Below are 14,126 nucleotides of genomic sequence, written 5' to 3' on the forward strand. Positions count from 1 at the left end.
CGCAGCGGTCTCCTGCCATGCGTCTTTCAACCTGCAGTTCTTCCTGTGTGAACACCCGCTGGATTCTCAAGGCGGGGAGCGTTAGCTGTTGTTTCGAGTGGCTGCTGCGAATGGGTGGACCGGGGAAGAAACCCATTCGCAGCGAAACCCGCATGACAGCACCAAGGCGTTCACGTCATGCACAGGAAGGACTACGTACGCGCACTGCGCGTTGACGGTCAGGAGACTTTGCGCTGGAACCATTCAGCGTATCCGTAACGCGAGGACCACTAATATGAACATCAAACTACTCGTTTCACTGCTGGCTGGCGCAACCTTCACAGCATCGTTGACCGGTTGCGCCATTGCACCGGGACCGTATCTCGATACCGACCGTCTCGACCAGACGCCCGCGCCGGACAGCGTCGCCCAGGCGAACGTGAAGTACCGCGTGACGCCTATCGACGTCAGCTACTTCGAGACGCATCCGCAAATCAGCGATGAGTCGCTCGCGAGCGTTTGCCCGCTCACCTGCCTCACCAAAGACACCCGCAAGTTGTATGCGTATCACATTGGCGTGAACGACCAGATCAGCATCACCGTCTGGGATCATCCGGAGTTCAGTTCCGCCGGAATTGCCGCGAGCACGGGAGGCGCCGGCGTACCGCCGCTTCCAACGGGCACTGCCGGCAATGCGGCCGCGCCCGTGAATACCTCGGGCAGCGCGACCGGTCCGGAAGCTGGCGGCGTGACAGTACGTGTCGCCAATGACGGCACCATCTTCTTCCCGCGAGTCGGGCGCGTGCAGGCTGTTGGCAAGACGGCGCAGCAACTTCAGGCGATGCTCACGCAGAGTCTTTCGAAGAACATTCGCAATCCGCAACTCGACGTGCGCGTGACCGGCTTCTATAGCAAACAGGTCCAGGTCACGGGCGACCTCAAGCAGCCTTCGTCGATGCCGATCACCGACGTGCCGCTCTCCGTCATCGACGCGATCAACCGCTCGGGCGGTGCGAACGCTGACGCCGATCTGCAGAACGTAGGCATTACGCGCGACGGCAAGCGCTACGCAGTCGATGTTGCAGCCCTTCTCGATCGTGGCGATATCCAGCAAAACGTGTTGCTCCAGGATGACGACATCATCGACGTGCCGGATCGCACGAAGAGCCGCGTGTTTGTGCTTGGAGAACTGGCCAAGCCGCAGACCATTCCGATGAACCGCGGCCGCCTCACGCTTGCCGACGCGCTGGCGAACGCCAACAGCATCGACCCGCGTTCAGCCGATCCGCGCCAGATCTATGTGATCCGCGCACCGGAACAGTCCACGAAGGGCGGCATGATCAAGACCGCGGCGTTGACCACATCCAACAGCAGCACAATGCCTGGCACGCGCCCGCTCGACCTGAGCGTCTACAAGCTGGACATGACGCAGGTCGACGCATTGATGCTCATGACTCAATTCGAGTTGCATCCGCGTGATGTGATCTACGTGCAAGTTGCGAGCGCCGCGCGTTTCAACCGCGTGCTCGAGCAGATCGCGCCTACGATCCAGACGCTGTTCTACACCATCCAGACAACCCGCTAACAACGCGTCACGTGTTACGCCCGGAGTGCGACATGAGTACTTATGAAATGCTGGAGCATTCGCCCGCGCAAGCCAAGGACGACGAGTTCGTCTTGCGCGACCTGGTGCGAATGATCACCGATCAGATCTGGTGGGTGCTGGGCATTGCGCTCGGCATCTTGCTGGCCGCCGTGCTGTACGCGAAACTGTCCACACCGATCTATTCCGCCGATGCGCTCGTGCAGGTCGACACGCCCAGTGCAAATTCACTGGGCAGCAATCAGGGCGCCCTCTCGGCGGCGTTGACGCCGACCGGCGGTTCGCTGCACGCGGACTCCGAGATAGAGATCATCAAGAGCCGCACGGTGATCGAGCCTGTTGTCGACCAGTTCAACCTGAACTTCAGCACGGCATCCAACGTCATGCCGTTCATTGGCCGCATCACGCCGTGGTTCGCGCGCAAGGGTCATCCGTTGCCTGCCGTGTTCGGGCTGAATGCCTATGCATGGGGCGGAGAAGAGTTCAAGGTCGACGCGATCACGGTACCTGCAATGTTGCAAGACCAGCGTCTCACATTGCGTGCACTGGGCAATGGCCGCTTTGCATTGCTCGATTCCGAGAACCACGAGTTGCTTCAAGGTCTCGCCGGCAGCACGGCGAAGGGCAATGGCGTTACGTTGCTCGTGAGCCAGCTCGTCGCACGTCCTGGTACTGAGTTCTACGTCACGCGTGCTTCACAACTCGAAGCCGTGCAAGCTTTCGGCACCGGCATGCAGGTCGCCGAGAAAGGCAAGGACACGGGGATCATCCAGATCTCGTATAGCGGTTCGCAGCCTCTTTACATCACGCAGGTTGCAAACGCGCTGGCCGCTTCATACCTGAAGCAGCGCACAGAACGGGCTCAGGAAGAAGCGAACCGCATGCTTACTTTCCTGAACAACGAACTGCCGCGCGTGCGCGATGAACTGCGTGCGAGCGAAACCGCGTTGGCGCAATATCAGACGACCGCGGGTTCGTTCCAGCCGACCCAGGAAGCGCAAACGTACTTGTCGGGCGGACTTGACTATGAACGCCAGATTGCGGCGCTGCGCATGCAGCGCGTTCAGTTGCTGCAACGCTTCACTGAAGGTGCAGACGAGGTACGTGCGGTCGATGCGCAACTCGCCGCACTCAATGTCGAAAAGTCACGCTTCGATAACCAGTTCAAGACCCTGCCGGGTTCGGAGCGTCAGGCTGTTTCGCTACAGCGCGAAGCGAAGGTCAACTCCGAGATCTACGTCGCGCTGCTAAACAAGACGCAGGAGCTCTCGATCAGTCGCGCGGGGACCGTGGGCAATGTGCATATCATCGATATGGCGCTCGTGCCTTCGCAACCGGTGAAGCCGAAGGCTGCGCTGATCATCGCTGCCGGCGGCTTGCTGGGTGTGATTGCAGGCGTCGTGTTTGCCTTTGTGCGCCGTTCGTTCTTCGCTGGGGTCGATGATCCGGAACTCGTTGAACGCCGGTTCAACCTGCCTATATTTGGCGCGATTCCGTTCAGTGCGGAACAAGCCCGGCAAGACCGGATACGCCTTGATCGTCCGATGGCATTGCCGACGCCTTCCGCCAAGGGCGGCATGAAACGACTTGGTACGCAGCCTGTTGGAGATTCGATTGGTTCGACGTTGGGTCTTTCCACCAAGACGCCTGTCGCCGTGGCGCTTCAGAACGCCACGGTGCTGCCGGCGGCCAGCACTGGCAAGCAGCCGTTGCTTTCCACCACGCATCCGTTCGATACATCGATTGAAGGTCTTCGCGGGTTGAGGGCCACGCTGCAGTTCGCGCTGGTCGACGCGCCCAATCGCGTGATTGCCATTACGAGTCCGGCGCCGTCCGATGGCAAGAGTTTCCTCGCAGCCAACCTTGCTGCATTGCTGGCTGAGTCGGGCAAGCGCGTGTTGCTGATCGATGCCGATTTGCGGCGTGGCCGTTTGGCGCATTACCTTGGAAAGTCATCGAATGGCGGGCTTACCGAGTTGCTTAGCGGACAGACCGACTTTGAGATGGCTGCGCGTGAGACGGGCGTGAATGGATTGCACTTCATTGGTTCGGGCGCGCATCCGCCGAATCCTTCGGAGATACTGACGTCCAGCCGGTTTGCTTCGTTGCTCCAGGCATTCGAAAAGCAATTCGATCTCGTCATTGTGGATACGCCGCCGTTGTTGGCTGTACCGGATGCGGCGGTGATCGCTAGTCTGGCTGGATCGACGGTGCTTGTGATGAGGTCGGGGGCCCACTCCGAGAAGAATATCGCCGATGCGCTTAAGAAGCTGAAGCGTGCTCGGGCCCGGATTGTGGGTGGTGTTTTGAATGCGATGCCCGCGAAGAGTGGGGGGCGTAAGGGGACTTATGACTATGCTTATGCTTATACCTATTCAAGCGATCCAGCCGTTGTTGATGTGAAGCATTGAGAGGTGTTGGGGGAGTGGTTTTGATTTTTTTATGATGAGATGGCCTGGAGGCCGCCAGTAGCGCCGGTGCCCGCGGAAGCGGGCATTTGGTTTTTTTCGGGCGCTGGCGCTTGGGGGGGTTAGGGGTGGTGCTACCTAGGCCTTCGCGCGTTTCGTCTTAGTTGATATTTTTAGCACTGTTGGCCACTGTCCGTGGCGGGACTTCATTTCTTTGTCCAACGGCGACAAAGAAACGAAGCAAAGAAAACGCCTTCCAACCGCTAATTCTTAAGGAGCCCGAGCGTGCACGGACATCTGCTTGGGACTTCAAAAGAACGCTCAGCGTAAAACCCCGGACAGTTGAAACCCTCCCGCTCCGTTCACAGATACCCACACGCTTCGCCACCCGTGTGAGTAGCCTCAAACAGGAAAGCGCGGCGCGCAGCGCGCGCCCATTTGCGTGCTTGCACGCAAATGGTGTGTTTGGCCGTGCTGGTTCAGTGGGGTTCTGTGCTTGCCCGAGAACGCTGGTGGCGAAGCGTGTGGATGTAGGGATTCGGAGGGGGAGGGTTTCAGGTGTTGGTGGTTATGGCGTCGAGGGTTCTTTTGAAGTCCCAAGCAGATATCACTGCACGCTTGGTCCACTTAAGAATTAGCGGTTGGAAGGCGTTTTCTTTGCTTCGTTTCTTTTTCGCCGTTGGAAAAAGAAATGAAGTCCCGCCACGGACAGTGGCTAACAGTGCTAAAAATATCAACCAAGACGAAACGCGCGAAGGCTCAAGCAGCACCGACCCTAGCCTAAACCAAAACCCGCGAACAAAAAAAAGCCCACGCTATCTGAGCGCAGGCAATAGTGCAACAAACAAGCAACCAAAAGCCAAGGCAGTGCAAGGCCTAAGCGGCCTTAACAAAAGCGTGCGCGATTACTCCCGAAATGTCCCTATCTGAATCAGGACCAGTCTTCGCCATTGCGTTCAAAACTTCCACAATAAACCGCCGGCGAAAATCCGCCGCACTAAACCGTTCCGCATTCTTCCGGCAGGCAAGCGCCGAAAACGCATGTGGTGAATCCTCAAACCGCTCAACCGCCTCACACAACGACGCTGCTGTCTGCTCAGGAAAATGAATCCCCGTCGCCCCCGATGTACCAAGCGGCACGACCGATTCCAGCGCCCCACCCTTGCCAAATGCAATTACCGGCGTACCGCACGCCTGCGCCTCCACAATGGCAATGCCAAAATCTTCCTCAGCCGCATACACAAATGCCTTGGCGCGCTGCATATGATCCTTCAACACATCAAACGTCTGATAGCCAAGAATGCTCACATTGGGCGTTGCCTTCGAGCGCACCAGATCCATCTGCGGACCGTCGCCAATCACAACAAGCTTGCGTTCCGGCATCAACGCAAACGCTTCAACAATCATGTCAATGCGCTTGTAAGGCACCATGCGCGAAGCGGTCAGATAAAAATCGCCCTTCTCGTCACCAACCTCGAAGGCCTGCACATCGACCGGAGGCGCAATGACTGCCGACTCGCGCCTGTAACTCTTCATGATCCGGCGCGCGACGAAGTGCGAATTGGCAATGATCCGGTCTACACCATTGGCCGAACGCGCATCCCAATTGCGCAAGTAATGCAGCAACAGACGCGCGACCCATGAACGCGGTCCGCGCTCCAGCCGCGCCTCACGCAGATATTGATGCTGCAGGTCCCACGCATATCGAATCGGTGAATGAACGTAACTCACATGAGTCTGGTCAGGGCCAACCAGCACACCCTTGGCCACCGCATGCGAGCTGGAAAGAACGAGGTCGTAACTCGACAAATCAAACTGTTCTATCGCAAGTGGCATTAACGGCAAGTAGCCGCGATATTTTTTTTCCGCATACGGGAGCCGCTGGATAAAGGACGTTCTCACCGGCTTGTTGTGAACAATGGAGCGGTCTTCAAGGAAGTCCACAAGGCTGAAAATATCCGCCTGCGGGAAACACGCAATCATCTGCTCCAGCACTTTCTCCGCGCCGCCCGACACCACCAGCCAGTCGTGAACAATAGCCACTTTCATGATGAAACCCGTATGCCGCAGCCCATTGCTGCCGATGAACCGAGTTTAAAGACAGTCCTTTTATGTTTTCGTGCGCACGCCCACACACTTGGCGCATCGCATTGCGAATAATGAGTGCTGTGTAGATGTTGTCTTCACGCCATTTCATTTACCCAAGGTCGCCGGGTTAATCGGCCTCGGGTTCGCTCAATGCTTATTCCTGTCATCGATGCCCACAGAAACCGCAGCCAGCTTATCAAATCCAGCCATCACGCTGTTGCGTGACCATGGCCCGGCACCCGCGGCTTCACAAGTCCGAGGCGAACCCCGGATTCTGTTCATCGATCAAAGCGGACAACTTGGCGGCGCCGAAATCTGCCTCCTGCCACTTGCTGTCCGATGCACCCAGCGCAGCGAAGTCCTTCTGCTCTCCGATGGCCCCTTTCGCGATCGGCTTCAGGCTGAAGGCGTCAACGTTTCAGTCGAGGTCGACGCACGCATTCAGGGCATCAAGAAAGACCGCATGAAGTTCGGCGCGCTTGCTGCCCTTCCCGGCATTCTGCGTCAGGTACGCATGATCGCCGCGCGCGCAAAGCGATTCGATATGGTGTTCCTCAACACGCAGAAGGCGCTGATACTCGGCGCTTTCAGCCGCGCGCTGCATGGCAAGCCCACCTTATGGCATGTGCACGACATCGTCTCGCGCGAGCACTTTGGCCGCTTGCACTTACTGCTGATCAAATGGGCCGTGAAGGTAGGTGTCGATCACTTCGTCGCCAACTCGCGCGCTTCCGCCGATGCATTGATCGCGCTCACCGGCCTGCCACGCAGTGCCGTGCCCGTCGTTCATAACGGCGTGGACATGAAGCGCTTTGGCGACGACACCGGTCAGGCAGGCACGACCATGGAACAACGTCGGGCAGCGCTTGGACTGCCTCATGATGCATTTCTCGCCGGACTATTCGGCCGCTTCACGCAATGGAAAGGTCAGCACGTTGCACTGGATGCAATCGCCCGCGTTCCGAACGCTCATCTGGTTCTCGTCGGCGATGCGCTGTTTGGCGAGACCGCTTATGCAGAAAGTCTGCGAGTACAAGCGGAGACACTAGGCATCACCGACCGCGTGCACTTCGCAGGTTTCCAGCACGACGTCGCCTCGTGGATGAAAGCCATGGACGTGATCGTTCACGCATCAACACAACCCGAGCCCTTCGGTCTTGTCATCATCGAAGCAATGGCGGCGGGCAAACCAGTAATTGCCTCGAACGGAGGCGCGGTCCCCGAAATCGTGAGGCATGGCGAGAACGGCATGATCGTTGAACCTGGCGATGCATCGAAGCTGGCCCTTGCTATCGACACCTTGCAACGCGAGCCTGAAACCTCCGCACGAATCGCGGCGCAAGGTCACGCGAACGCGGGCCAGCACTTTTCCATCGATCGATATTTGCAGCAGATGACACGAATACTGTTCGACATAGCGACGCTCGCAAATAAGGATAACGAAGTTGAAGCGACGGGCGGTATTGAGCCAGCGCCAGCGAGCGAGGCCAGGCTAACCCGATAGTTGATATCGCGGACCAAAGAAGAAGGCCCGGCATGTTTTTATGCCGGGCCTTCTTGTATGTCAGCCGATAGCCATTTTATCGAGCACTGAAGTTACCTGGCACACCCAGCTTGATCTCATACATGGCAGCGAGCATCGCCAGATACGCACGTTCGCTTTCGGCTTCCTTCAGCGACATTCCCCTGCAGGTTTGGCCACCCATGATCACGCCCAGACACAGGGCATAGTTGCCCGCAAACGCCGTGGGCGACGGCTCCATGCTTCTAAGGCGTTTGTAGGACGCGTCCAGCGTCTTGCGAAGATTGTTGTGCATCGCTTGATTCCCGTAATTGTTAAGACCTTATTGCCGCGCCCACGCGAAAGGTGAAATCCAACCTGTAGAGGTTGCGAGCGCGGACGGAATGTTCGCGGTCACCCAAATGACGGGCTGGGAGCAATGCTCCAGCGACGTACCCAGTTTGAATGATTGCCCATGCATCACGCATCGGATCGATCTGACTAAGCAGGTAGTTTATCGAAATAGACTGTTGAAGATTGCCGCGATAAAAAAAAACGCGGCAAGCTTTCAAAGCTTACCGCGCACTCAGATTTGCATTCCTCGCACAAGGCGTATCAATGCGCGATGTAATCGATCCGTTCAACACCGCCCGGCGTTCCCAACAAGCAGACGTTTGCGCCGCGCGCCGCGAAGAGACCTACGGTGACCACGCCCGGCCAGCCATTGATGATGGTTTCCAGCGCGATCGGATCGGTGATCTTGAGCGCCTTCACGTCGATGATCTCGTTGCCGTTATCGGTAATGAACGGCGATCCGTCCTTTTTCACGCGCAGCACCGGAACGCCGCCCAATGCGGTCACGCGCCGCCCGATGGCGGTTCGCGCCATTGGCACAACTTCGATTGGCAGCGGGAAAGTGCCGAGCACGTCGACGCGTTTGCTGCCGTCGGCAATACACACAAACACGTCCGCCACCGACGCCACGATCTTCTCGCGCGTGAGCGCTCCGCCGCCGCCCTTGATCATGGCGCCCTGGCCGTCGATCTCATCAGCGCCATCCACGTACACGGGCAACGATTCGATTTCGTTCAATTCGAGCACCTGGAAACCATGCGCTTCGAGCCGCGCGGTAGTTGCAAGCGAACTCGAAACCGCCCCGCGATACCGCGATTTCGTGCTCGCAATGGCATCGATGAAACAATTCGCAGTGGTGCCCGTGCCAACGCCGATCACGGCGCCCTCGGGCACGTTGGCGTGGACGTAGGCGGCGGCTTCGGCGGCAACCAGTTGCTTCAGTTCGTCTTGGGTCATGGCAAGGGTGACAGCTATAAAGGAATAAACCTGAATTCTAGACGCTCAAACCTGCATCAAGAAGCCGAGCGGATTGTGCGTGCGCGCCACGGACGCAATAAACACGAACACAATGATCGCCAGGACGCCGAAGATCGCGCGCGCACCCTTCGTGCGTCCGCGTTTCAGCGCAAATGTCCCGAGCACGACATACACGATCAACCCGGCGATCTTCGCCGACAGCCACGCAGCGTTCGGTCCAAAACCAATGATCCCGACCAGCGCGATGGCGCTCAGCAGCAGCACCGTATCCACGATATGCGGCACGATCTTGACCGCGCGTTGTTGCAGCAGCGGGGAGTCGCGCAGCATCCAGATCCATCGAATGAAAAAACCGAGAATGCTGAGCGCCGCGCACGTCATATGCACCGAACGAAGCGGGAGAAAAAGATCTGACATGAATGCAATGAGCCTTTAAGGAAGGTATTTTTCGAGCAGCGCGGCGGCGATGGCGTCCGTCTCGGCATCGGGGTTGCCGGCATAGTCGGCGGGACGGAAATGCATCTGGAACGCCGCGATCACACGGCGCGTCTTTTCGTCGAGCACGCCATCCGTTGCAATCTCGTAGCCGTATCGCTGGAGTTTTTGCTGCAAGGCCGCCACATCGGCGGGGGACTTCGGATCGCGCCCGGCCAGATGCTGCGCAACCATTGCATCGTCGGGCCACGCGCCTACGCCGTTGTCGTAAAGCGTGCGCCATGGGAAAGCAGGACCCGGATCGATCTTGCGTTGTGGCGCGATGTCGCTGTGACCCACCACGCGCGTTGGCGGAATCTTGTAGCGCGTCACAATATCCTTCGCCAGCTTGACGATAGCGTCGACCTGCGCCGGTGGATAAGGCGCCCACGTGCGGCCTTGCGGTGTATCGATAGGACCAACGTTGACGTTCTCAATGCCAATGGACGCCGCGTTCAGTTCCGTGGTTCCTTGCCATTCGCTCTTGCCCGCGTGCCACGCGCGCTCGGTTTCAGGCACGAGCTGATAGACCACGGGCTCGCCATTTTCGATGCGCGGCGCATCCGGCACGACGTAATGAACGCTGACGTCATCCCCGGTGAGCACCGCGAGTGAGCGCGCTTCGCCACTTTGCGTGTAGTGCATGACGAGAAACCGCACGCGTGAATCGACGCTTGGCGCGTGATAGCGCGTGTACGCAATGTACGCGCCGCGATCAATCTGCGTGCTCGAACAGGCGGCGAGCAAGGCACATACAAGGCCACCCGCAAGCAGCGCAAAACGATGCCGCTTCACGTGCGCCTACTTCTTGACCGACCGCTGACGGACGGCTTCGAACAAACAGATCCCGCTCGCCACCGATACATTCAAACTCTCGACGCTGCCTGCCATCGGAATCTTCATGATCTCGTCGCAGGTTTCGCCGGTGAGACGGCGCATGCCCTCGCCTTCCGCGCCCACGACTATCGCAACGGGGCCGTCGAGCTTCGTCTCGTAGACACTCGCCGTCGCGTCGCCCGACGTGCCAATCACCCACACGCCTGCATCCTTCAACTCGCGCAACGCCCGCGCCAGATTCGTCACCGTGATGTACGGCACGGTTTCGGCGGCGCCGCTCGCAACCTTCGCGGCCGTTGCATTCAATCCCGCCGAGCGGTCGCGCGGTGCGATCACGGCATGCGCGCCGGCGGCATCGGCAACACGCAGGCACGCGCCGAGGTTGTGCGGATCGGTCACACCGTCGAGCACGAGCAGCAGGGGCGTGCCGCTCACGCCATCGAGCAGCTCGGCAAGGTTTTGCGCGAGCGGCATGTCGGATGCGCGCGCCACCACGCCCTGATGGCCCACGTTGCCCGACAGACCCCAAAGGCGCGCCTCGTCGGCGGCGATCAGGCGAATGCCCGCTTCCTTTGCCGTGCGCAGGAAATCCGTCATGCGCCGGTCCTTGCGGGTCGGATCGTAGAGGATCTCTTCGATCGTCGATGCGTCCGCGCGAACCCGTGCGGTCACCGCGTGAAAACCATACAAAACTTTAAGACGTGACATGACTGGACCAGACCGTAATCAAACAAAACAAAATGGAAACGCGGCCCGGATGCATCGTGCATCGGGCCGCGCATTTCAAACCGGGGCGTCGCCCGAGCTCGATGACTCGCGCCGCCTCAGTACTTCTTTCAGCGCTTCTTGCGCGGCGGATGGCTTTTCGCCGCCGGCTTCGTGACCGCGCCGCGCTTCTTGGCCACCGCCATGTCCTTCGCGATGGTCGGCGGCAACGCGGCAGCGGCCGCCTTGCCTGCCGCCTGCGCCGCGGCTTTCTTGCCGCCGCGATCACGCCGGCGGCTGTTCACGCTGCTGCCTTCGTCGGCGGGTAATGCGCGTACACGCGGACCGGAGCCGTTGATGCCCGCGTGCTCAGCGGTGGCGGCTGGCGCCGTTGAGCGGCCGGGCGGCTTGACGGGCGTATCGCGAACCAGACGGAAGTCGATCTTGCGCGAATCCAGATCCACGCGGCTGACTTGCACGCGCACACGATCCGACATCCGGTAGCGAATGCCCGTGCGTTCGCCGCGCAATTCGTTCTTGATCTCGTCGTACTGGAAGTAATCGGCGCCGAGTTCGGTGATATGCACCAGCCCTTCTATGAACAACGAATCAAGCTGCACGAAGATACCGAACGTGGTCACGCCATTGACCATGCCGCCGTATTCCTCGCCGAGCTTGTCACGCATGAAATAGCATTTGAGCCACGCTTCCACGTCGCGCGAAGCTTCGTCGGCGCGGCGTTCATTCGACGAACAATGCAGCCCGAGTTCTTCCCAGATCGCGACGTTGTTGCGCTGGCGGCTGCGCGATTCGTCGTCGGCCTTCTGCATGGCTCGCGCTGCTTTCGTCAAGCCGGTGCTGAGCGTCACGTCGTGACCGACCTCCGGCTGATACTTCTTGCCCTGCAGGATGGCGTAAATCGCGCGATGCGTGAGCAGGTCGGGGTATCGGCGAATCGGGCTCGTGAAGTGCGCATACGCTTCGTACGCGAGCCCGAAGTGCCCGATGTTGTCCGGGCTGTACACGGCTTGCTGCATGGAACGCAGCACCATGCTTTGCAGCATCTGCGCATCCGGCCGGTCGCGCACCATCGCCATGAGCGCCGCGTAATCGCTTGCATGCGGCTTCTCGCCGCCACCCAGCGACAAACCCACGCCACGCAGGAAGGCGCGCAGGTTTTCGAGCTTTTCAGGCGTGGGCCCGGCATGCACCCTATACAACCCCGGATGTTTGTTGCGTTTCAGGAAGTCCGCAGCACACACGTTCGCGGCGAGCATGCTTTCCTCGATCAGCCTGTGCGCGTCGTTCCTGTGACGCGGCACGATCTGTTCTATCTTGCCCTGCGCGTTGCAGACTATGTACGTCTCGGTCGTATCGAAGTCGATCGCGCCGCGTTTCTGGCGCGCCGCGTGCAGCGACTTGTACACGCCATACAGGTTCTGCAGTTGTGGCAGCAGATCCGCCCGCTTCGCCGCTTCCGGCCCCTTTGTATTGGTCAGGACCGCGGCCACTTCCGTGTAGGTCAGGCGCGCCGCCGAATGCATCACGGCGGGATAGAACTGATACGCCTTGATCTCGCCGCGCGCGGTGACCACCATGTCGCAAACCAGCACGCAACGGTCGACCTGAGGATTCAGCGAACACAGCCCGTTCGACAGCTTCTCGGGCAACATGGGAATCACGCGGCGCGGGAAATAGACCGACGTGCTGCGGTCGAGCGCATCGACGTCCAGCGCTTCGTTCGGGCGCACGTAATGCGAGACGTCCGCAATCGCTACCAGCAAACGGAAACCCGTGCCGCGCCCGACGTTCATGGGCTCGCAATACACGGCGTCGTCGAAGTCGCGCGCGTCTTCGCCGTCTATGGTAACGAGCGGCACATCGCGCAAATCCACGCGATGCCGGATGTCGGCCGGACGCACTTCGTCGGGCAGTCTGGACGCTTGCTCGAGCGCGCGGTCGCTGAATTCATGCGGCACGCCGTATTTGCGCACGGCGATCTCGATCTCCATGCCCGGATCGTCGATGTCGCCGATCACTTCCACCACGCGTCCAAGCGGTTGCGAGTGGCGGCTTGGGAAATCGGTGAGATCCACCGACACCACCTGCCCCACTTTCGCCTTCTTCGGGTTCTGCGTGATGAGAATGTCGTGCCCGATGCGCTTGTCTTCCGGCACGAGGATCAGCGCGCCGTTCTCGCTGATCAATCTGCCGATAATGCGTTTGTTCGCGCGATCCGTGACTTCGACAATATGGCCTTCCGGACGCCCGCGCCGGTCATAACCCACGATGCGCGCGAGGACGCGATCGTTATGCATGACCTTCTGCATTTCGCCGTTGGGCAGGAACAGGTCGTCCTGGCCGTCGTCGCGAATCAGGAAGCCAAAACCGTCGCGATGGCCCTGAACCCGGCCCGCCACGAAATTCGACGGATGCGTGAGCTGGTAGTAGCCGCGTTTGTCGAGACGGACCTGGCCGTCGCGCTCCATGGCTCCCAATCGCTTGAAAAATCCTTCGCGCTCCTGGCGCTTGATCGACAGAGCCTCGGCGATGTCGTTCGCAGCAAGCGGGGCTTCGCTCGTACGCAACACGCCGAGAATTTCTTCGCGGCTCGGTATCGGATACGGGTATTTGTTCAAGGGCTTATCGATGATCTCTTCTCGTCTAACTGAATGTCGCGGTTAATCGGAAACGCGTGGCGACCACGCGGGCACCACGTTCCCGGCTTTACATCCTGACTTTACCGGCCATTTTTGAAAGCGATGGGCCGATGCGTTGCCGGGACGTCGCGCTTAACGTTGTTCCGGTTCGTTCACGAATAGTCTGCGGATCATTCTAACACCCGCAAACGAGGCCATATCGGCGCTTAAGCCATATGGACAATGGCTTGCAGCCCGGTTGGGTTTTAGATCTCAAAATGCTTGACAGCGCGGCGAGCCCGGCTATAATTGCGTTCTTTGCTGCACACGCACCCTAGCCCAGGTGGCGGAATTGGTAGACGCACTAGGTTCAGGTCCTAGCGGTGGCAACACCGTGGAGGTTCGAGTCCTCTCTTGGGCACCAGCATGTAGTCCGGAGCAATCCGAAGATGTTCGAGAAACCCCGTAAAGCCTTGCGCCTGCGGGGTTTTTTGTTTTGCGGTCTGGTCGGATTCAGTTTTTTACTTAGCTGGCTTCGAAACTGAAGTCGGAACGGGCAT

Annotated in this window: 10 protein-coding genes and 1 tRNA gene; 4 read left to right on the top strand and 7 right to left on the bottom strand. The window is 59.3% G+C overall.

Going from position 1 to position 14,126, the window contains the following annotated elements:
- Nucleotides 1-274: 274 nt before the first annotated feature.
- Nucleotides 275-1,564, top strand: coding sequence for a polysaccharide biosynthesis/export family protein (locus AWB64_RS10990; RefSeq protein WP_060818822.1), 1,290 nt, complete (start codon nucleotides 275-277; stop codon nucleotides 1,562-1,564).
- Nucleotides 1,565-1,596: 32 nt separating this feature from the next.
- Complete coding sequence (locus tag AWB64_RS10995) at nucleotides 1,597-3,993, top strand: polysaccharide biosynthesis tyrosine autokinase (RefSeq protein ID WP_060818824.1); 2,397 nt, start codon at nucleotides 1,597-1,599, stop codon at nucleotides 3,991-3,993.
- An 873-nt stretch (nucleotides 3,994-4,866) separates the two neighbouring features.
- On the opposite strand, the gene AWB64_RS11000 is transcribed toward AWB64_RS10995, so the two are convergent.
- Complete coding sequence (locus AWB64_RS11000) at nucleotides 4,867-6,039, bottom strand: glycosyltransferase family 4 protein (RefSeq protein ID WP_082850441.1); 1,173 nt, start codon at nucleotides 6,037-6,039, stop codon at nucleotides 4,867-4,869.
- A 208-nt stretch (nucleotides 6,040-6,247) separates the two neighbouring features.
- On the opposite strand from AWB64_RS11000, the gene AWB64_RS11005 reads away from it, so the two are divergent.
- Nucleotides 6,248-7,582, top strand: coding sequence for a glycosyltransferase family 4 protein (locus tag AWB64_RS11005; protein ID WP_060818826.1), 1,335 nt, complete (start codon nucleotides 6,248-6,250; stop codon nucleotides 7,580-7,582).
- A gap of 76 nt (nucleotides 7,583-7,658) precedes the next feature.
- On the opposite strand, the gene AWB64_RS11010 is transcribed toward AWB64_RS11005, so the two are convergent.
- The 6 genes from AWB64_RS11010 to rnr all read right to left on the bottom strand — a co-directional run bounded on the left by AWB64_RS11010 (nucleotide 7,659) and on the right by rnr (nucleotide 13,566).
- Nucleotides 7,659-7,895, bottom strand: coding sequence for a hypothetical protein (locus AWB64_RS11010; protein ID WP_060818827.1), 237 nt, complete (start codon nucleotides 7,893-7,895; stop codon nucleotides 7,659-7,661).
- A gap of 299 nt (nucleotides 7,896-8,194) precedes the next feature.
- A complete protein-coding gene (gene rpiA / locus AWB64_RS11015; protein ID WP_060818829.1) occupies nucleotides 8,195-8,890 on the bottom strand; it encodes a ribose-5-phosphate isomerase RpiA in 696 nt (231 codons plus the stop codon).
- A gap of 45 nt (nucleotides 8,891-8,935) precedes the next feature.
- Entirely contained in the window at nucleotides 8,936-9,328 is a 393-nt protein-coding gene (locus AWB64_RS11020) for a SirB2 family protein (protein ID WP_060818831.1), read from the bottom strand.
- Between the two features lie 15 nt (nucleotides 9,329-9,343).
- Nucleotides 9,344-10,180, bottom strand: coding sequence for an N-acetylmuramoyl-L-alanine amidase (locus AWB64_RS11025; protein WP_374728615.1), 837 nt, complete (start codon nucleotides 10,178-10,180; stop codon nucleotides 9,344-9,346).
- A gap of 6 nt (nucleotides 10,181-10,186) precedes the next feature.
- Nucleotides 10,187-10,930 carry a 23S rRNA (guanosine(2251)-2'-O)-methyltransferase RlmB gene (gene rlmB / locus AWB64_RS11030; RefSeq protein WP_056364043.1) on the bottom strand — a complete coding sequence of 248 codons (744 nt, stop codon included), beginning with the start codon at nucleotides 10,928-10,930 and terminating at the stop codon, nucleotides 10,187-10,189.
- 128 nt (nucleotides 10,931-11,058) lie between these two features.
- The gene (gene rnr / locus AWB64_RS11035) at nucleotides 11,059-13,566 is read right to left on the bottom strand and encodes a ribonuclease R (protein ID WP_060818833.1); all 2,508 of its coding nucleotides are present in this window, start codon (nucleotides 13,564-13,566) and stop codon (nucleotides 11,059-11,061) included.
- A gap of 337 nt (nucleotides 13,567-13,903) precedes the next feature.
- Here rnr and AWB64_RS11040 point away from each other — a divergent pair.
- Nucleotides 13,904-13,990 (top strand) — tRNA-Leu (locus AWB64_RS11040).
- Nucleotides 13,991-14,126 lie beyond the last annotated feature (136 nt).

Source organism: Caballeronia sordidicola, assembly GCF_001544455.2.
Taxonomy (GTDB): Bacteria; Pseudomonadota; Gammaproteobacteria; order Burkholderiales; family Burkholderiaceae; genus Caballeronia; species Caballeronia sordidicola.